At 74.4% G+C, this 18,237-nt stretch carries 17 protein-coding genes; 5 read left to right on the top strand and 12 right to left on the bottom strand.

Annotation, left to right across the window (positions count from 1 at the left end):
• Window positions 1–16: 16 nt before the first annotated feature.
• Both NQU55_RS05450 and NQU55_RS05445 read left to right on the top strand, forming a co-directional pair.
• Entirely contained in the window at window positions 17–769 is a 753-nt protein-coding gene (locus tag NQU55_RS05450) for a response regulator (RefSeq protein ID WP_168094170.1), read from the top strand.
• Window positions 766–1,914, top strand: coding sequence for a sensor histidine kinase (locus NQU55_RS05445; RefSeq protein WP_168094169.1), 1,149 nt, complete (start codon window positions 766–768; stop codon window positions 1,912–1,914). The genes NQU55_RS05450 and NQU55_RS05445 overlap by 4 nt, the downstream gene beginning before the upstream one ends.
• Window positions 1,915–2,008: 94 nt before the next feature.
• Here the strand turns inward: NQU55_RS05445 and NQU55_RS05440 are convergent, their stop codons facing one another.
• Entirely contained in the window at window positions 2,009–2,404 is a 396-nt protein-coding gene (locus NQU55_RS05440) for an STAS domain-containing protein (RefSeq protein ID WP_058045842.1), read from the bottom strand.
• Window positions 2,405–2,866: 462 nt separating this feature from the next.
• Between NQU55_RS05440 and NQU55_RS05435 the strand changes: the two genes are divergently transcribed.
• Entirely contained in the window at window positions 2,867–3,454 is a 588-nt protein-coding gene (locus NQU55_RS05435; protein ID WP_168094168.1) for a sigma-70 family RNA polymerase sigma factor, read from the top strand.
• Window positions 3,451–4,689 carry a zf-HC2 domain-containing protein gene (locus NQU55_RS05430; protein ID WP_168094167.1) on the top strand — a complete coding sequence of 413 codons (1,239 nt, stop codon included), beginning with the start codon at window positions 3,451–3,453 and terminating at the stop codon, window positions 4,687–4,689. The genes NQU55_RS05435 and NQU55_RS05430 overlap by 4 nt, the downstream gene beginning before the upstream one ends.
• A gap of 137 nt (window positions 4,690–4,826) precedes the next feature.
• Here the strand turns inward: NQU55_RS05430 and purU are convergent, their stop codons facing one another.
• The 4 genes from purU to NQU55_RS05410 form a co-directional block, all read right to left on the bottom strand.
• Window positions 4,827–5,720 carry a formyltetrahydrofolate deformylase gene (gene purU, locus NQU55_RS05425; protein ID WP_168094166.1) on the bottom strand — a complete coding sequence of 298 codons (894 nt, stop codon included), beginning with the start codon at window positions 5,718–5,720 and terminating at the stop codon, window positions 4,827–4,829.
• 70 nt (window positions 5,721–5,790) lie between these two features.
• A complete protein-coding gene (locus NQU55_RS05420; RefSeq protein WP_417801534.1) occupies window positions 5,791–6,291 on the bottom strand; it encodes an SCO4402 family protein in 501 nt (166 codons plus the stop codon).
• Between the two features lie 151 nt (window positions 6,292–6,442).
• Window positions 6,443–8,257, bottom strand: a complete 1,815-nt coding sequence (locus NQU55_RS05415; RefSeq protein ID WP_256789908.1) for a hypothetical protein — start codon at window positions 8,255–8,257, stop codon at window positions 6,443–6,445.
• 128 nt (window positions 8,258–8,385) lie between these two features.
• Window positions 8,386–9,777 (bottom strand): NsdA family TPR-like regulatory protein, encoded by a 1,392-nt coding sequence (locus NQU55_RS05410; RefSeq protein ID WP_256789907.1) that lies wholly within the window; start codon window positions 9,775–9,777, stop codon window positions 8,386–8,388.
• Between the two features lie 326 nt (window positions 9,778–10,103).
• Between NQU55_RS05410 and NQU55_RS05405 the strand changes: the two genes are divergently transcribed.
• The gene (locus tag NQU55_RS05405) at window positions 10,104–10,778 is read left to right on the top strand and encodes a bifunctional DNA primase/polymerase (protein WP_168095905.1); all 675 of its coding nucleotides are present in this window, start codon (window positions 10,104–10,106) and stop codon (window positions 10,776–10,778) included.
• Window positions 10,779–10,805: 27 nt separating this feature from the next.
• Here the strand turns inward: NQU55_RS05405 and NQU55_RS05400 are convergent, their stop codons facing one another.
• From NQU55_RS05400 to NQU55_RS05370, 7 genes are all read right to left on the bottom strand, one after another.
• Window positions 10,806–12,353: an FAD-dependent monooxygenase gene (locus tag NQU55_RS05400; RefSeq protein WP_168095906.1), complete on the bottom strand. Its 1,548-nt coding sequence runs from the start codon at window positions 12,351–12,353 to the stop codon at window positions 10,806–10,808.
• A gap of 140 nt (window positions 12,354–12,493) precedes the next feature.
• Complete coding sequence (locus NQU55_RS05395) at window positions 12,494–15,439, bottom strand: BTAD domain-containing putative transcriptional regulator (RefSeq protein WP_256789906.1); 2,946 nt, start codon at window positions 15,437–15,439, stop codon at window positions 12,494–12,496.
• Between the two features lie 108 nt (window positions 15,440–15,547).
• Complete coding sequence (locus tag NQU55_RS05390) at window positions 15,548–16,072, bottom strand: pilus assembly protein TadG-related protein (protein ID WP_168096214.1); 525 nt, start codon at window positions 16,070–16,072, stop codon at window positions 15,548–15,550.
• Window positions 16,069–16,485: a TadE/TadG family type IV pilus assembly protein gene (locus NQU55_RS05385; RefSeq protein WP_256789905.1), complete on the bottom strand. Its 417-nt coding sequence runs from the start codon at window positions 16,483–16,485 to the stop codon at window positions 16,069–16,071. Before NQU55_RS05385 ends, NQU55_RS05390 begins: the two co-directional genes overlap by 4 nt.
• Window positions 16,482–17,015 carry a TadE family protein gene (locus tag NQU55_RS05380; protein WP_240976966.1) on the bottom strand — a complete coding sequence of 178 codons (534 nt, stop codon included), beginning with the start codon at window positions 17,013–17,015 and terminating at the stop codon, window positions 16,482–16,484. The genes NQU55_RS05385 and NQU55_RS05380 overlap by 4 nt, the downstream gene beginning before the upstream one ends.
• 3 nt (window positions 17,016–17,018) lie before the next feature.
• Window positions 17,019–17,276: a hypothetical protein gene (locus NQU55_RS05375; RefSeq protein ID WP_168096215.1), complete on the bottom strand. Its 258-nt coding sequence runs from the start codon at window positions 17,274–17,276 to the stop codon at window positions 17,019–17,021.
• A 39-nt stretch (window positions 17,277–17,315) separates the two neighbouring features.
• Entirely contained in the window at window positions 17,316–18,236 is a 921-nt protein-coding gene (locus tag NQU55_RS05370) for a type II secretion system F family protein (protein ID WP_168096219.1), read from the bottom strand.
• Window position 18,237: the final 1 nt, after the last annotated feature.

Raw genomic sequence — 18,237 nt, 5'->3', positions numbered from 1 at the left:
GAAGAGGTAACGGCAGGTGATCCGTGTTGCGGTGGTCGACGACGAGCAGCTCGTCCGGTCCGGTCTGAGGATGATCCTGGGCACGGCCCCCGACATCGAGGTGGTCGCCGACTGCGGCGGCGGCGAGGCCGTCGCCACCGTGCGCGCCTGCGCCCCCGACGTCGTCCTGCTCGACATCCGCATGCCGGACGTCGACGGGCTGACCGTTCTCCGCGCGCTGCGCGACGCCCCGCAGCCGCCCGCCGTCGCCATGCTCACGACCTTCGACGCCAACGAGTACCTGGCGGCGGCCCTGCGCGGCGGCGCGACCGGCTTCCTCCTCAAGGACACCGACCCGGAGCAGCTCGTCCAGGCCGTACGGACCCTCGCGGCGGGCGGCAGCGTCCTCGACCCCGGCGTGACCCGCGCGGTCATCGGCGGCTACCTGGCCTCCGAGGCGGAGACGACGGCCGCCGAGGCGGTGGCGGCACTCACCCCGCGCGAGCGGGAGGTGCTCGCACACCTCGGCGCCGGGCTGGCCAACCCGCAGATCGCGGAGCGCATGGGGCTCGCGCCCAGCACGGTCAAGGACCACGTCCGTGCCGTGCTCGGCAAGCTCGGCGGCCTGAACCGCGTCCAGGCCGCGATCGTCGCCGACCGGGCCGGGCTCGTCGCCGCGCAGGGCAAGCAGCGGCCGCAGGGCGAGGAGGCGGGCCGGGGCCCGGGCGCGGGACAGGTGCGCGCGGCCGGACAGGTGCAGGGCGCCGGTCCGCCGGGCGGCGGCGCGTGACCGCCCCCGCCGGGCTCCGGCTCGGCTCCCGGCTCCCCCCGCGGGCGCACACCGCCGTGCTGCTGGTGGTGCCCGTGCTGATCGCCGCCCTGGACGCGGTGCTGGTCAACTGGCCGGGGCCCGGCCTGGACCTGGGCGTGTCACTGCTGGCCGCGGTCGCGCTGCTGTGGCGCAGGCGCTTCCCGCTCACCGTCTTCGCGGTGACGCTGCCCGGCATCTACATCGGCTACATCTGGTTCGCCCCGATGATCGCGCTGTACACGGTGGCGACGCTGCGCCCGGACCGGCGCCTGCTCGTCGGGGCCGCCGCGCTGCTGGCCGTCGCGCACTTCCTGCCGTACCCGATCTCGGAGCTGTCCTTCGACGACCGGCGCGAGGTGGCCCTGCAGTTCGTCGACGCGTGCGTCACCGCCGCCACGCCCGTCGCACTCGGCCTGCTCACCCGCACCCGGCGCGAGCTCGCCTCCCGGCTGGACGAGCTGACGCGCAGCCGGGCGCGCGAGGACCGGCTGCTCGCCGACCAGGTGCTGGCCACCGAGCGCGCCCGGCTCGCCCGCGAGATGCACGACGTCGTCGCCCACCAGGTCAGCCTGATCAGCCTGCAGGCCGGCGCCGTGCAGATCAGCACGGGGGACGCCCAGGCGCGCGAGGGGGCCCGCAGGATCCGCGAGCTGTCCGTGCGCACGCTCGAGGAGCTGCGGCACATGGTCGGCATCCTGCGCGCCGCCGGGGCCGACACCGAGGAGCTCACCCCGCAGCCGCGCCTCGCGGACCTGCCGCGGCTGATCGAGCTGAGCGCGCTCGACGTGACGTACGAGAACACGTGCGGCGCGCGGACCGCACGCTCCGAGGCGGTCGAACGGGCGGCGTTCCGCACGGTGCAGGAAGCGCTGACCAACGCCCGCAAGCACGCGCCGGGCGCCCACGTGCGGGTGCGGCTGGCGGAGGACGCCGCGGAGACGCTCCTGGTGGAGATCCGCAACGGGCCGCCGGACGCGGCCGTACCGGCGCCCGGGCTGCCCGGCGGCGGGCACGGTCTGGTGGGACTGCGCGAGCGGGCGCAGAGCCTGGGCGGAACGATGGAGGCGCACGCGACGCGGGAGGGCGGCTTCGTCGTACGGGCCGGATTCCCGCGGGAGGGGTAGGGGGCGGGCCCTCGTGAGGGGCCCTTCCAAGGGCTCGTGAGGGGCCCCTTCCAAGGGCTCGCGAGGGGCCCTTCCGGGAGAGGGAGCGCCGGTCCTAGGCGGACTGCGCGGGGAGGGGGTCGCCGCTGTCGCGGCCCTCGTGGGTGGCCGTGGCCAGGTCCGGATAGATCTCGAACAGGCGGCGCACCCCGAGTGCGCCGAGCACCCTGTTGACGTGGGAGCCGTCCGCCGCGCCGCCCTGCGGGGGCAGGATGAGTCTCAGGCGCCCCTGACAGGAGCGCATCAGGCGGCGGGCGGCGATCAGCACGCCGACGCCGCTGGAGTCGCAGAAGCGCACCTCGGCCAGGTCGAGCACGAGGCTGCGCCGTCCGTCGGCAACCGCGTCGTGCACGCGTTGCCGGACCACCGGCGACGTCACCAGGTCCATCTCGCCGGAGACCCGGAGGACGGCCCAGTCCCCCCGCTCGGCGTCCTTCACCTTCAACGTCACGCGCTCGAAGCCCCTTCGCTCGGTCTCTCGCTCCCCGGAACGGACCTTTCCGCAGCCGTGGCTGCCCGGCGTCTCCCCCGTCTCTCCCTCGTGAAACGCCGGTGGGACCGGATGCACAGAACCGGACCCCAACGAGCCTATGCCCAGCTCGAACCCTTAATCCCCAAAGTTCCGGTCACACCCGCATAACACATCGGCACATTCGCGCACGTACGATCCGTAACGATCGGCCAGATGTGCGGAAAGTGACCGGGGCAATACCATCCGGGGCCGTTCGGCGGGGCGATCTTCACGATGTTCCCCGCAAAGACGGCCTGACTGTCGGATCCGGCCACTACATTCGAGGAGTATGTGACCGTGAGCACAAGCGTCGCGCGCCGCGGACAGCGGTCATGAGTGCGACGCACACCAGCGCGACGCCGACCGGGCGGACGGACGGAACGGGCGGACGGAGGGGCAGCCATGGCGACCGACGCATCATCAGCAGTAGCAGCACCAGCACCACCCCGGTGGGACCGCAAGATGCAGCAGCGGCTCGCGCACGGCGAGGCCGCCGCCCTCGGCGAGCTCTACGACCGCTTCGCCTCCCTCGTGCACACCCTCGCCCACCGCGTCCTCGGGGACGAGGCCGGCGCCGACCGCGTCACGCGCGAGGTCTTCGGCCATGTCTGGGAGCACCCCGGCGAGTTCGACCCCCGCGAGGGCTCGCTGCGCTCCTGGATCGCCGGGCTCACCCACCGTCAGGCCGTCGAGCGGCTGCGGCAGTCGCAGAGCGACGGCGCGGCCACGCCCGAGGAGATCGAGGAGAAGGTCCGCGCGGCGTCCGCCGCCGCCCGCGCCGACTACATCGTCACCTCCATGCCGGCCCCGCTGCGCGCCGCCCTCGACCTCGCCTACCTGCGCCGTCTCGACTACCGCCGGGCCGCCGCCCACCTCGGCGTCACGGAGGACGAGGCGCGCCGCCGGCTGCGCCTGGGCCTGCAGCTGCTCTCCACCGCACACCCCGGGCCGCGCGCCGTCGCGCCGCCCGCACGCGGAGGGGCGCTGTGAGCGAGGCACCCGGCCGGGGCGGACCCGGCAGTCGAGACGGAAACGGCGCTTCCGGTCCGCCCCGTCCGCCGCGCATACCGCTGCCCCGGACCGCCGCCGAGGACACCGCACGGTGGCCGGAAGCCTCCCCCGCCCCCGCCCCCGCTGCCGAGACGGCTCCGAACGCTCCCGAGACGGCCCCGATGTCGCACAAGGTCCTCAAATCCCTCCTCGGCGCCTGGGCCCTCGCCGCGTGCTCCCCCGAGGAGACCGCGGCCGTCGAGGCACACCTGACCGACTGCGCCACCTGCGCGGACGAGGCCGTACGGCTGCGCGAAGCCGTCGCCCTGCTGCACCCGGAGGACAACCTGGACCTCGACCCGCGGCTGCGCTCCCGCGTGCTCGCCTCCTGCCTGGGCCGCCGCCCGGCCCGCGTCCCCCTGCCGTCCTGGGTCGCCCCCTACGACGCGGAGACAGCCCGCCTCGACGCCCTCCTGCGCGACTTCGGCGAGGCGGAGTGGCAGGCGCCGGTGCGGCTGCAGTGGTTCGACGGATCGCGGGCCGTGGAGCGCGACATGACGGTCGCCGCGGTCATCGCCCACCTCACGGCCGCCGACGGCCGCGTCGCCACGGCCCTGGGCTTCCCGGAGCCGCCGGAGGAGGCCGAGGCCGCCACGGGCCCGCCCGGCGCGGTGCGCGCGGAGTGGCGGCGGCAGGGGCACGCACTGATACGGAGCGCGTCGTTCGCCGACGGCGGCGCCGCGGAACTGCCCGTCCTGGACGGACGGTTCACCCTCCCCCTGCGCGATGCGTTCCTCGACCGGGCCTTCGAGTGCTGGATCCACGCGGAGGACATCGCCGAGGCCGTCGACTATCCCTACCGCCCGCCCTCGCCCGGCCACCTCCACGACCTGGTCGACCTGACCGCCCGCATGCTCCCGTCGGTCATCGCCGACCGCCGCCGCGCCGGCCTCGCCCCGCCGCCGCGCACCCTGGCCGCGGCGGGCGCCCCGGGCCGCACGCTGCACCTGGAGGTCGAAGGCAGCGGCGGCGGCCACTGGTACCTCCCCCTCGACTCCCCCGCGGCCGGGGCCGCCCCGGAGGACGAGGTCGCCCACGTGGCCCTGGACGCCCTGGAGTTCTGCCGCCTCGCCGCGGGCCACGTCCACCCGGAGGAGGCCGCAGCGGGCCACACAGGGGACCGTGAGGCGATCCTGGACGCCTTGTATGCGACGGCTTCGCTGTCGCGGATGTAGAAGCGGATACAGAAGCGGTGTAGAAGCAGTGCAGAAGCGGATACAGCCCTGCAGAACGGCTTGTGGCCCGCATCGAGTCGATGCGGGCCACAAGCCGTTCTGCAGGTGCAGGTCCTACGGGTCGGGGTTGTTCGCTGCTACGCGAAGACGACCGTCCGGCGCCCGTTCAGCAGCACCCGGTGCTCGCTGTGCCACTTCACCGCGCGCGCGAGGGCCTGGCACTCGACGTCGCGGCCGACGGCGACGAGCTGCTCCGGGGTGACCTCGTGGCCGACGCGCTCGACCTCCTGCTCGATGATCGGGCCCTCGTCGAGGTCCGCGGTCACGTAGTGCGCGGTGGCACCGATCAGCTTCACGCCGCGCGCGTGCGCCTGGTGGTACGGCCGCGCGCCCTTGAAGCTCGGCAGGAAGGAGTGGTGGATGTTGATGATCTTGCCGGAGAGGACCTTGCAGAGGTCGTCGGAGAGCACCTGCATGTAGCGGGCGAGGACGACCAGCTCGACGTTCTCCGCCTGGACGAGCTCCAGGAGCTTCGCCTCCGCCTCCGGCTTGTTGTCCTTCGTGACCGGAATGTGGTGGAAGGGGATGCCGTAGGAACCGACGAGCTCGGCGAAGTCGGTGTGATTGGAGACCACGGCGGCGATCTCCACCGGCAGGGCGCCGATCCGGGAGCGGAAGAGCAGGTCGTTCAGGCAGTGGCCGAACTTGGACACCATCAGGACGATGCGCATCTTCTCGTCCGCCCGGTGGATCTGCCAGTCCATGTGGAAGGAGTCCCCGATGGCGGCGAAGCTGGCCCTCAGCTTCTCCACGGTGACGGACGCCTCCGCGCCGAAGTGGACGCGCATGAAGAAGAGCCCGGTGTCGCGGTCACCGAACTGCTGGCTGTCCTCGATGTTGCACCCGGTCATGAAGAGATAGCTGGACACCGCGTGGACGATGCCCTGCTTGTCGGGGCAGGAGAGGGTGAGGACGTACTGCTCGGGCTGCGCGGGGGCCCCTTCGGCGGCAGGGGACTGGGAGGCGTTCATAGCCCAATAGCCTCGCACACCCGCGGGGCCCGCCCGACCGCCCGGACCCCGCGGCGCCCGGCGGCGCGGCTCAGCGCGCCTGTGTGAGCCGGTCCAGGACGTCCAGCGGGCGCGGCGGCACCTCCGGCTCGTCCCCGTCGTTCAGCGCCAGCCGCACGTGCGCCTCCCGCGCGGCCCGTACGGCCTCGGGCCAGCCGTGGTGCTCCAGGTACGCCGAGACGGGCGCGTCGGGCCCGACCTGGTGCATGATCCGCAGGACCCGCAGCACGGCCAGGTCGACGAGCGCGGCCTCGCCCGAGTCCCGGAAGATCGTCCCGATGTACTTCTCGGCCGACCAGTTGTCCAGCCAGGTGTCCTCGACCAGCCGGTAGACGGCGTCGGTCACGTCCCCGAATCCCGCGTCGCCCGCGAGCCAGCGCTCGCGCTGGAAGTCGGGGTCCGAGAGCATGTGCAGCGCCGAGCGCACATGCGCACGCCAGCGCCACCACGGCATGTCATTGAGCGGCATGCCGTCCATGGTGGTCGAGCGGCGGCCGCGGCGGGAAGACTTCTCCGAACCCTGCATAGCAATCGATCGTACGTTCCCACCCGGGCGGCCCGCTCCGGCCCCCGGATTCCGCGCCCGCACCCGCCGCGGCCGCCGGCATCACCGAAGATCGCCGAAGGGCGCCGACGGGCGCCGCGGTCGCTGCAGCTGCAGCTGCGCAGCTGCAGAGACGCCGCTACAGCTGCGCCCAGGAGTGCTGCGACAGTCCGTACTTCTTGGCGATCGGGTTCCACAGCTCCGCGGCCGCCTTCTTGGCGGCGGTCGCCTCGCCGCTGGCCCGGTCGCCCGCGGCGCTCTCGCCGGACGGGCGGGCGTGGCCCTTGACGCACCCGTGCTTGCCGCCCACCTGGTCCGCCCACGCCGCGTAGTGGGTGTCCGCGGACGCGGAGGACTTCCAGGCCTTGGTCAGCTGCGCCGAGAGCTGGGCGCTGTTGGGGAGCTTGTCGATCGGCGTCTGCTGGAGGCGGGTCACCAGGCCGTCGCGCTGCTTGGCGGCGTCGCGCAGGTCGGAGGCGGATTTGCCCAGGTCCTTGCAGTTACGGGTGGAATCGACCGCCTTGATGACGGCGTCGCGGCTGTTGTTGCTGTCCTTCAGCAGGGCGTCCAGGGCCTTGGCCTGGGCGACGGCCGGGTCCGCGGGGTCGGCGGACGGCTCCTTTTTCTTCTTCCCGCCGTCGTCCTCCGGCGCGCTGCTGGGCGCCGCGGAGCTGACCGCGGCGTTCTGCGGGGGGTCGCTCTTCTTCTCGTCCCCGCCGCTGAGCAGCGCCCCGGCGGCGAGCCCGGCGGCGGCACAGCCCGCGACGACGATGCCGACGATGGCCGCGGTGGGCAGCTTCCGCCGGGAGGGCGGGGAGGCGGGGGCCGGAGCGGGGGCGGGGTGCCGGGGAGCCGTGTGCGGGCCGCGCGGCGGGGGGACGTGCCCGGCCGCCGCGGGCTCGCGGCCGGCCTGCCGGGCGGCGGTGCCGGCGGCGGCGTCCGCGGAGGCGCGGAACAGCCCGTCGAACTCGGAGGGCGGCGGCCGCTCCCCCTGCGCGGCCATGCCCCCGAGGGCCCCGAAGGGCGGACGGGCGGCGGGAGCGCCGGGCGGCGGCGGGACGGGGCCGCCGGTCTGCGGGGGAAGCATCTGCGTCGCTTCACCGGCGGACGCCGCGGCTCCGGGGGCGGGCGGCGGATACGGGGCGCCCGCGGCGGGGGCCCCGCCGGAGGACGCGTTCCCGCCGACCGGCGGAAGGTACTGGGTCGCTGCCGCGGCCGCGTCCCCGCCGGAGGGCGCAGCCCCCGGCACGGGCGGAAGGTACTGGGTCGCTGCGGCGGCCGCGTCGCCGCCCGCGGGCGCGCCACCGCCGACCGGCGGGAGGTACTGCGTGGCCGCGTCCCCGACGGAGGGCGCGTTTCCGCCGGAGGGCCCGTTCCCGGCGGAGGGCGCGCCTCCACCGATCGGTGGCAGGTACTGGGTCGCCGCGGCAGCCGCGTCCCCGCCGGACGGGGCGGAACCCGGCACGGGCGGAAGGTACTGGGTGGCGGCGGAGGCCCCGTCCGAAGAAGCGTTTCCTCCGACCGGCGGCAGGTACTGCGTGGACGCCGCGGCCGAGTCGGGGAGCGGCGGCAAGTACTGGGTCGCGGGATCCGCGGACTGCCCGCCCGGGGCACCGCCGGACGCACCCCCCTGGGCGCCGCCCTGACCGGCACCGCCCTGCGCGTACGGCGCGGGCGGCTGCGGGGCTCCCGGGAGCGGCCCGGAGGCGACCGGCGGCAAGTACTGCGTGGCCTCGGAGGCGGAGTCGGGGGCGGCGGGAGCGGGCCCGGTGCCCAGGACCGGCGGCAAGTACTGCGTGGCCTCGGAGTCACCGGGGCGCGGAGGCGCGCCCGGCGGCGTGCCCGGCGGCATCTCGGGCGGCAGGGGGGCGCGCTGCGCGTCGGGCCCCCACGGCTCGCCCCAGGGCCGGCCGGGGGCCGGCTGAGGCGCGTTGCCCTGTCCGCTCTGCGTCACCGGGACTCCTCAAGCTGTACGGCAACTTATCGATAGCGCGGCCACGCTACCGGGTCGCCGCACGGCAGGGCCATGCGGCCGCCCCCTGCCCGGTAAGGGGCAGGGGGCGGCGCCTGCGGCGGTCCCCCTTACGCCGCCTGCACCTCCAGCCGGGCGCCGAATTCCCGTACCACCGGCTCCTCCCGGTAGGGCGCGAGCCGCTGCTGGAAGTCGTCCAGGTACTCCGCGCCCCGGTTCGACCTCAGCGTGCCCAGCAGGTCCAGCGCCCGTACCCCGGTGGCACACGCCTCGTCGACGTCCCGCTGCTGGACCTGCGCCGTGGCCAGCAGCATCATCCCGATGGCGCGCCTGCGCACGCGTCCCTCCGCGTGCCCGGCGATGGCCTCCTCCGCGTGCCGCCGGGCCTGTTCGGCCTGCCCGAGATCCCGGTGGCAGTGGGCCAGTTCGTCGGCCAGGTAGGCGTGGTCGAAGTGCCGGATCCAGGAGGGGTCGTCGCCGGAGTCCGGCGAGGGGTCCCCGGCCTGTTCGAGCTTGGCCATGGCCTTGGCCGCGACGCCCTGGCACGACCGCGCGTCGCCGAGCAGGGCGTGCCCGCGCGCCTCGGCCGCGTAGAACATCGCCTCGGCCCGCGGTGTGACGTGCCCCCGCGCCCCTTCCTGTGCCGCTTTCGCCAACTGGGCGATTTCCCTTGGGTTCCCCAACGAAGCCGCCAGGTGACTCATGCTGGCGGCCAGCACGTACCCCCCGTACCCACGGTCCCCCGCAGCCTGGGCGAGGCGCAGCGCCTGGATGTAGTACCGCTGGGCGAGGCCCGGCTGGCCGGTGTCGACGGCCATGTAGCCGGCGAGCTCGGTCAACCTAGCGACCGCGGCGAAGAGTTCGCGCCCCACGGACTCGCGGTAGGAGCCCGCGAGGAGCCCGGAGACGACGCTGTTGAGGTAGTGCACGACGACGGGCCGCACGTGCCCGCTGCCGTACCGGTGGTCGAGTTCGACCAGGGCCTCCGTGGTGGCGCGCACGGCGTCGACGTCGGACGGCCCCACGCGCGCCCCGGCGTTGCGGGCGACCTGGGGGTCGGCGCCGGTGATGAGCCAGTCGCGGCTCGGCTCGACGAGCGCGGAGGAGGCGACGGACGTCCCGCTGAGGAAGTCCCGCCGGCCGACGTCGCTCCGCCACAGCTCACACACCTGCTCGATCGCGCCGAGCACGGTGGGCGAGAACTGCAGGCCGACGCCGGAGGCGAGGTTCTTGCCGTTCGCCATGCCGATCTCGTCGATGGTCACGGTGCGCCCGAGCTTGCGGCCCAGCGCCTCGGCGATGATGGCGGGCGCCCGCCCGCGCGGCTGCTGACCGCGCAGCCAGCGCGCTACGGAAGTCTTGTCGTAGCGCAGGTCGAGCCCGTGTTCGGCGCCGCACATATTGACGCGCCGGGCGAGGCCGGCGTTGGAACAGGCGGCTTCCTGAATGAGCGCCTGCAGCCGTTCGTTCGGCTGCCGCGCCACGAGTGGCCGTGCGGCCATGCTGTACCCCCTGAGACTGCTAAGCGTTCGCGGCGCCGTCCGCCGCGGAATGCGGAGAAGCTGAGACAGCTCACGACTGCGTCTTCCCCTGTGATCTTTGCCCCCTGAATGTCCGGAGAATGCGGACTTAACGGTAATGACAGCAAAGGCGGCATTGGCCAGACAATGACGGTCTCGCCCTGTCGCCGCAGAGGTGGCTACCCAGCCTCGGAGGCCGACCCGCGTCTGCGCCCCCGTACATGCATCCGTGCGCCCCACGTGCATGTCCTGGCACCGCCCACAAGCGTGAGCCTGAGCCGTAACCCCTCGTGACGAGGGGAGTTGTGATGGGCGTGGAAGAGACCATCGCAGTAGGAGCCCCGCACATCCCCCAACAGCGCAGCGAGCAACTGCTGGACGCCGCTGTCAGGTATGCGGAGGAGCGGCACTGGGACGTATTCGGCGGCACGTGGCTGCAGGTGGAGGAGGGGCGGGAGCACTGCTCGTGCGGTGATCCCGGCTGCCCCGCCCCCGGTGCGCACCCGGACCGCCCGGACTGGGCGAACCAGGCCACCGGCAGCGCGGTCGCCGTCCGCCGCATGTGGCAGAAGCAGCCCGCCGCTTCGGTCCTGCTGCCGACTGGCCGCACGTTCGACGCGCTGGACGTCCCGGAGACCGCGGGCTGCCTGGCGCTGGCCCGGATGGAGCGGATGGACATCCAGCTGGGGCCGGTCATGTGCACGCCGTTCCGCCGGATGCAGTTCTTCGTCCTGCCCGGCGGGGCGCTGAAGGTCGCGGACCTCGCCCGGAAGCTGGGCTGGCACCCCACGTCGCTGGACCTCATCGCGCGCGGCGAGGGTGACTACGTGGTCGCGCCGCCCACCCGCATGGGCACGCGCGGTTCGGTGCAGTGGGCGCGCCAGCCCACGGCCGCCAACCGCTGGCTGCCGGACGCGGAGGAGCTGGTGAGCGCCCTGGCGTACGCGTGCGGGCGGGATGCGGCGGACGCCCGCCGCAGGTGAGGCACGCGGCGGCGGGCGCGAGCGGGGTCAGCCGTGGTCGGCGGCCTCGGCCACGTACCCGTCGGGCCGGACGAGGAGCGTCGTGGGGCGGGCGTCGGCACGGGTGACCGTGGTGACGCCCGCCTCGTCGTGGGACGGTGCGCCCCCGCCGCGCGGCAGGACGCGGACGTGCGTCCCGGCGCGCAGCGCCTCGTACAGGCGGGAGGGCTCGCCCGGGCGCTCCACGAGGGGCAGGTCCGGGGCGCGGCGCCCGGTCAGCGGGTGGGAGCCGGGCGGCGCCGGGTAGCCGATGCCGATGCCGGAGATCATGAGCGCGCCCCGGTCGGTGGCGAAGGGCACCGCTCCCGCGGCCAGGGCGACGGCGTCGCGCAGCCCGCGGGCGACGGGCGAGGCCAGCAGCACGGACCGCACGAGGGTGCCGCTCAGGCGCAGCACCAGCCGTCCGACGGGGTGGCGTTCGTCGTGGTAGCTGTCGAGCAGGGAGTCGGGGGCCGTGCCCTTGAGGACGGCGGCGAGCTTCCAGCCGAGGTTGGCTGCGTCCTGGAGCCCGGCGTTCATGCCGAGCCCGCCGGCGGGCGAGTGGACGTGGGCGGCGTCGCCGGCGAGGAGGACCCGTCCCTCGCGGTAGCGCGGCACCTGCCGCTCGTCGCTGTGGAAGCGCGAGGTCCAGCGGGCGTCGTGCATGCCGTAGTCGGTGCCGAAGACGGCGCGGGTGAGGTCCTTGAGATCGTCCAGATCGACAGGGGCGCTGGAGGGCAGCTCGCAGCCGCGCCGCCAGGCGATGGCCCGGTAGTAGCCGTCGCCGAAGGCCACGAGGAAGGCGAAGCCGTCGCGGCCGCTGTTGAAGACGGGCAGCCCGTCGGGCTCGGTCTCCAGCCGCACGTCGGCGAGCATGACGGACCGCAGCACGGACCGCCCCGGGAAGGGCATCCCGAGCGCCGTGCGCACGGCGCTGCGGACGCCGTCGGCCCCGACGACGTAGGAGGCGCGCAACGTCTCGGAGGCCCGGCCTTCCGCACCGTCGCCGTCGTGACGAATGCCGTCGTCACGAATGCCCTCGCCACGAATGCCCTCGCCACGAATGCCGTCGTCACGGGCGCCCACGTCACGGACGTCCAGTTCGACGCCGTCGGCATCCTGCCGCAGCCCGGTCACCTCGACCCCGCGCCGCAGCACGGCCCCGGCCTTCAGCGCGCGCTCCTCCAGCACCCGCTCCGTCTCGTACTGCGGCGTCATCAGCACGCCGGGGAACCGGCTGGGCAGCCGGGAGAGGTCGATCCTCCCGCGCCCGAAGATCCGGAGGCTGTCGAGGAAGGGCCCGGTGGCCAGCAGCGGCTCGGCGATCCCCCGGGCGTCGAACGCCTCCAGCGTGCGCGCGTGAACGGCGAACGCCCGGGTCAGATTGGACTCCCGCGCCCTCTTCTCCACCACCGTCACCCGCACACCGGCGGCGGCCAGATCCCCGGCGAGCAACAGCCCGGTGGGACCTGCGCCGACGACGATGACATCGGCGGGGGCGGAGGCAGAGGCGGAGGGAGGCGTGGAAGCGGTCCGGGGGGAGAGCGGGGAGGACATAACGGCTCCTCGGGTGGCTCGTCAGGACATGTGGCCGTAATGCCAGTGCACACCCGCGCCCGAGATATGTCAACGCTTGTTGAATTAATGTGCAGCGCGGGGCCGGGAGCAGTCCGCCGCTCCCGGCCCCGGTGATCGGATCAGTTGGCCTGCGCCCCGCGCCACGTCGGCAGCAACTCGTCCAGCAGGGCCTCCGTGCGCGGCGGCAGGCCGCGGGCGGCGCCGCCGAGTGCGGCGTTCCGGGCGACGAGGGAATCCGCCGTCTCCGCCAGCAGCGCCACGTCGCCCGAAGCGTGCACCGCACGGAGCAGCTGGTTCCACAGCCGCTCGTCGGCGGGCGCCGTCACCAGCGCCGCGTTCACGGCCTCGGCGGCGGCCTCCACGCGGCCGGCCTCCAGGTGGTGGGCGGACAGGGCGAGCGCGACGTCGGCGACGAGCAGGGGCAGCTGCGCCTCGACGATCTCGTGTTCCAGCCAGCCGTACCGGCCGGCGGGCCGGTCCGTGAGCAACGGTCCCCGGGCGAGCCCGAGGGCGTCGGTCAGCAGGCGCTCCCGCACGGCCGGACGCTGCGCTCCCTCGCCCTGCGTGGCCTCGTGGTGGAGCGTGCGCAGCACGTCGAGGTCCGAGACCACCGACGGCGCCAGCGTCAGCCTGCCCGCCGCGTCGGTGCGGAGCCGGGGCGCGCCGTCGGGTTCCGTACCGAGCCAGTCCCGCAGCCGGGCGACGAGCGCGTCCCGCACGTCGGTGGTGACGCCGCGCGGCCACAGGCCGGAGGCGAGGACGCGCGGATGCACGCCCTCGCGGTGCAGCAGGAGCATGGCCAGAGCCTCGTGCAGCAGAGGGCTGCGCTCGTCGTCGGGAGCAACGGGCCCGATGACCTCGTAGGAGCCGACCAGACGGGCGTACACCGCGGGCCTGCCGGCCTCGGTGATGTCGACCAGGAAGGGGCTGTCCGCGGGGTCCGGGTCGTGCTCGGGCCCGCTGTCGGCGGTGGTGGCGAAGAGCTCGACGACCGCCTCGACCTGCGACTGCGGCAGCTTCTGGGCGTCGAGCTCCAGGCCCAGGAGGGGAGCTAGGAGCCGCCCGGCGGGGGTGATCTCCAGTTCCCACGACGCGCCCTGCAGCCCGGAGCCCCCGATGCCGACGAGGTAGCCGATGCCGAGCCGGTCGGAGCCGGCCGCGAGCTCGGCCAGGGCGGCGGCCTCGGCCTCGCCCGGCTCGGCGGCCACGATCACCAGGTGGGGCGCCCACTGCGTGTGCCGGGCCCGTCCCGCGCGGCCGGTCAGCACCGAGTCGTGGCCCGCCGTGCTCAGCGCGGCACGGCGCTGCCGGGTCTCGACCCGCATGGCCTCGACCAGGGCGTCGACGTCGTCGAGCACGCGGATGCGGGCCGGGGCCAGCGCGCGCAGGTCCTGGTCGAAGCCGACGAGGGTCAGGGTGAGCCGGTCCGACCAGCCGTTGGTGGCGAGCTCGGCCGCCACGGAGGCGAGGACGTCGGCGCGGTCGGCCGCCGCGCCGGTCAAGGAGACGATGCCGGGGACGGCCTCCAGGTTCAGCAGCAGCCGTGCGCCGTCGACGGTGCCCAGGCTGACGAGCCCGGGGTACGGGGCGGCGGTGTCCTCGTCGGCGTCCTCGGGCAGGCGGGTCTCGGAGCGCGGCACGCTCCACACGGCCGTTCCGGTGCCTTCGCGCCAGGGGGCGGGGGGCTCGCCGGAGTCCTGCGCGAGCTGCAGGTGGAGCTCCGTGTCGGTGAGCCAGGCGGCGTAGACGGCCGGCAACTGCCGGGAGGCGGCGGAGAGGACGGCCGACAGCGAGCGCAGCCCGCGGTCGAGGTCTCGCACTGCCGCCGGGTCCGCTCCGACCATCAGCGCGTCCCGGGCGTTCGCGGCGGCACCGGTCGGCGCGGCACCGGAACGGCGGCCGGCCACGGTGGCCGCCGCCTGCCACAGCTCCGTACGGCGGCGGCGTCCCAGGGCGGCGAGCAGGCCCGCGGCGAGCAGAGGCGCGGCGACGAGGGCCTCGGCGAGGCCGAACGAGCCGGGGCCGCCGGCCGCGGGAACGGCCGTGGCGCCGCCGGGAGCGGTCTCGATGGGAAGCTCGGCCGGCGCCCCCGCGGGCTGCTCGGCGTTGACGTCCTGTGCAGGCTGTGCAGGCTGTGCAGGCTGCTGGTGCCCGGCCTGCCGGTCCTCCGCGTGGGGGCCCGTCCGGTCGTAGTCCCGGATCTCCTGGCGCACCTGCTCGGGCACCCGGGGCGCTTCGTCGGGCATCTGGACGAGTTCGCCGCCGTGCGCGTCCGCCGGCATCTCCATGATCCAGCCCGGGCGGATCAGGCTGGCCTCGGTGAGCTTCTCGCCGTCCGGCTGCACCCGGTCCTTGTTGAGCTCGTAGATCTCCTTGTACCGGCGGCCGTCGTCCAGGTGGCGTTCGGCGATCTCCCACAGGGAGTCGTGGTGGCGGCCCTCGGGCGGCTGGACGCGGTAGAACTTGGTTCCCTTGTGCAGTTCGTCGCCCGTGGCGCCGGAGGGTGCCGGGCGGGCCCGGTCCGCGGTGCCGCCCCGCTCGCCGTCCGCCCGGGCGCCGGCCGGCTGTTCCTGACCGCCGCCCGGCGTCTGCTCGGCCACCGCCACCGGAGGCCGGTGGTTGCCGCCGTCCAGCTTGTTCCCGAGCTGGGCCAGACCGGGGGTGAGGCTCGCGCCGGCCGCGCCGACCAGCAGCAGGGCCGCCACGAGCTGACGGGCGAGGAGCTGGCTCGGGCCCGCGCCGGGCACCCGCGGGGACAGTCCGACCCCGGAGACCTCCGCCTTCACCTCGACGAGGACGCACGCCGCGAACTGGGCCCAGGCCAGCCAGACGAGGGCCGTCAGCACCTTGATGAAGAGGTCCGCCGTGATCTCCCGCCGGAAGACGTCGGCGGAGGGCACAGAGTGCGGCAGCGGCCAGCCGACGAAGTGCGCGAGCGCGACGGGCACTCCGGCGAGGAGGGCCGCGAGAGCCACGAACGCGAGGAACGCCTTGACGAAGTCGCCCGCGGTGCGGCGGTGCCGGGGCAGGCCCGGTCGGGGGGTCCTGGTGGTGTTGCGCGCCATGGCTCTCTGCTCCCGTGGACGACTGTGGTGGCTGGCTTGGGGACTGATCGGAGGAAGGGGGGACGGGGACGGCGGGAAGGGGTGCGGCAGGGACGGCGGTACAGCGGGTCAGCCGGTGTGGGACTCGGCCTTCGAGGTGCCGTGCACGGTGAGGTCGCCCTGGTAGAAGAGACCGGTCAGCACCGGCCGGTACGTCAGCCGGACCTCGACTTCGACCTGGCGGGGGCCGCTGGCGTCCGTGCAGTGCGAGGCCGCGACGTCGGGTCCGGACATCCCGGCCTCGGCCATGTACCTGCGCGCCCTGGCCGTGCAGTTCTCGTAGTTGATGGGCGCGGAGCCACCGCCGTCGCGCAGGGCCGACACGTCGATGTCCTGCGCGGCGTACCGGGCGGCCTGCTCGGCGATGTCGGCCGCGCGCTCCCGCTGGGAGATGGACATCCCGCCGTCGACGACGAAGGCGGCGAGGGCCAGGAAGAGCAGGGCGAAGACCAGCACCGCCGCGGCTCCGGACCCGCGATCGCCGAACCGCGCCAGGTCGCCGAACCGTGCCTGCTCGCCCGGCCGTCCCCCGGGCCGGCGGAACGGGCCGGTGCCCGGCCGGGACGGGCCGTCGCGCCGCTCCGGGGCCGTCATGCCGCCCTCCGGTACGGGTCGATGGGCGAACTGGAGTGCCCGGTCATCGTCTTGCCGATGTCCAGGCCGAGCATGGCCAGCCCCCGGACCTCACAGCTCACCTCGACGGTGAAGAAGCCGCCGGGCCGGAACTCGGACGTCATGCGGACGGTCACCGGCCCCGAGCACACGTCCTCCAGGTCGGCCTCGGCCGCCTTGCGGGCCTCGCTCATGGCCACCGGGTAGGCGTGCTGGATCGATCCGGCGCGTGCGGCGTCCCGGGCCGCCCCGTCCACCGCACCGCGACCGTCGACCATCTGCCCGAAGGCGACGAGCACCAGGATGAACAGGATCATCACCGGGGCGAGGATGACGACCTCGATGGTCGACAGCCCCGCGTCGCCGGCCGGGCTCCGCCGCTGCACCGCTCTCACCCCCGGTCCTCCACGAAACGCTCGACCGGGCCCTGCGACTGCGCGTGCACGGTCAGCCGCATGCCCGGAAGGATGGTCGGCACCCCCGCCTCGACCTCGACGCCCACGGTGCCCGGCCCGGGGTGCACCGCCTTGACCTCGGGGTCGACGAGCAGGCTGGGGCCGAGCTGCCGGATGTACGAGCGGGCCTGCTCGCCGGCCTTCCCGCGCCAGCCGCCCGGGTTCTCGTCCGCCTCGGCCCGGGCCTTGCGCGCCCCTGCCTGAGCGGCGGCCTGGGCGACGTGGTCGGCCCAGAAGTACAGGGCGAACTGCACCGTCGCGAAGATCATGAAGAACAGCACGGGGGTGAGCAGCACGAACTCGATGGCGGTCATGCCGCGGTCGCTCGTACGACCGCGGAGGATGCCGACGCGAGCGCGCACGCCGGCACGGGCGCAGCCGTCCGTACGACGGCGGCCGCTGCCGGCGTCACCTCCTACGGCTTCCACCCGGCGGCGCACAGCGCGCCGCACGGCCCCCCGTCGTCCCATGGGTCACTTACTCGTGCAGGTCTTGTCGGCGTCGGCGCCCTCGATGCAGTGGCTGACCTTGTCGGCACCGCCCTTGAGCGCCTTGCTGATGACGGCGGCGACCACCCCGACGATGGCGACGACCACCGCGGAGATGATCACCCACTCCACCGCCGACGCACCGCGGTCCGTCTCGGCGGAGCGCGCCTTGGCCACGCGGCCCTGCAGGAAGACGACGAGGAAGTCCACAGCCGGGTGGCTGATACGGAGTCCGGATTTCACTTGGGTGTCCTTTCGGAGAGGGGGAAGGGCGACGGCAGGTCATCCCTGCTGGAAGACCCGCATCGCCGCCGGGAAGATCAGAAAGACCAGGAAGCCGGCACAGAGGAGCAGCTGGGCCACGAGCATCGACTGCGACTTCTCGCCCGCGCTTCCTTCGATCTCCGCCATTTCCCGGTGCCGCATCGTTTCTGCGCGGGAGCCGAGCGACTCCCGCACCTTCGCGCCGTCGTCGGCCACCAGGGCCAGCGACGCGGACAGGTCCTTGAGTTCGTCGATGCCGAGTTCCTCACCGAGGTCCCCGAGCGCCTGCCACTGGCTCAGTCCGGTGATGCGGGCGTCGGCCAGCGCGTTGCGCACCCGCCGGATCGCCCAGCCGTCGCTCACCTCGGCGGCCGCCATCAGCGCCTCGGGGAGGCCGCGGCCCCCCGCCAGGTTCATGGCGACCAGGTCCAGGTAGGCGCCGACGACCCGGCGCAGGTCACGGCGCTTGTCGGCCGCGTCGCGCCGGACCTCCAGGTCCGGCAGCATGAAGAAGACCGCCGCGAACACCAGCGCCAGCCAGACGGGGATCACCGGCCCGCTGCCGAAGCCGAGCGTCCAGACCACCACGAAGACGAACGGGCCGAAGACCAGGCCCGCCGCCGCCAGGAGGATCTTCGTCGCCAGGAACGCCTCCCAGCCGCGGTCCAGGACCGCGAGGTCGGCGCGGAGCGAGCGCTGCTCCCAGCCCTGCTGCCGGTAGAACTCCGCGACCCGCTGCCCCACCCGGGCGCGCAGCGAACCGAACCGTCCGGCCTCCTCTTCGGCCGCGCCGTGGTCCGCGGCCAGGGCGGCCGCACCGCGGGCCCGCAGCGCGTCGATCTGCGCCACCTGCGACAGGCTGCTGCGCTTGCCGGGCACCAGGGCTCGTATCAGCACGAAGACGCCGAGGCCGAGAACCGCTCCGACGAGCACGGGCATG

This window comes from Streptomyces telluris, from assembly GCF_024519335.1.
Lineage (GTDB): Bacteria > Actinomycetota > Actinomycetes > Streptomycetales > Streptomycetaceae > Streptomyces > Streptomyces telluris.
Note: the sequence above shows the minus strand (reverse complement) of the source record. Positions and strands in the feature narration are given on the sequence as shown.

Bases quoted from the DNA above. Each gene is read 5' to 3' on its own strand.
- NQU55_RS05395 (WP_256789906.1), bottom strand. From the start codon at position 15,439: ATGGCGCGCAACACCACCAGGACCCCCCGACCGGGCCTGCCCCGGCAC.
- NQU55_RS05435 (WP_168094168.1), top strand. From the start codon at position 2,867: ATGGCGACCGACGCATCATCAGCAGTAGCAGCACCAGCACCACCCCGG.
- NQU55_RS05380 (WP_240976966.1), bottom strand. From the start codon at position 17,015: ATGGGACGACGGGGGGCCGTGCGGCGCGCTGTGCGCCGCCGGGTGGAA.
- NQU55_RS05400 (WP_168095906.1), bottom strand. From the start codon at position 12,353: ATGTCCTCCCCGCTCTCCCCCCGGACCGCTTCCACGCCTCCCTCCGCC.
- purU (WP_168094166.1), bottom strand. From the start codon at position 5,720: ATGAACGCCTCCCAGTCCCCTGCCGCCGAAGGGGCCCCCGCGCAGCCC.
- NQU55_RS05370 (WP_168096219.1), bottom strand. From the start codon at position 18,236: ATGCCCGTGCTCGTCGGAGCGGTTCTCGGCCTCGGCGTCTTCGTGCTG.
- NQU55_RS05390 (WP_168096214.1), bottom strand. From the start codon at position 16,072: ATGACGGCCCCGGAGCGGCGCGACGGCCCGTCCCGGCCGGGCACCGGC.
- NQU55_RS05410 (WP_256789907.1), bottom strand. From the start codon at position 9,777: ATGGCCGCACGGCCACTCGTGGCGCGGCAGCCGAACGAACGGCTGCAG.
- NQU55_RS05405 (WP_168095905.1), top strand. From the start codon at position 10,104: ATGGGCGTGGAAGAGACCATCGCAGTAGGAGCCCCGCACATCCCCCAA.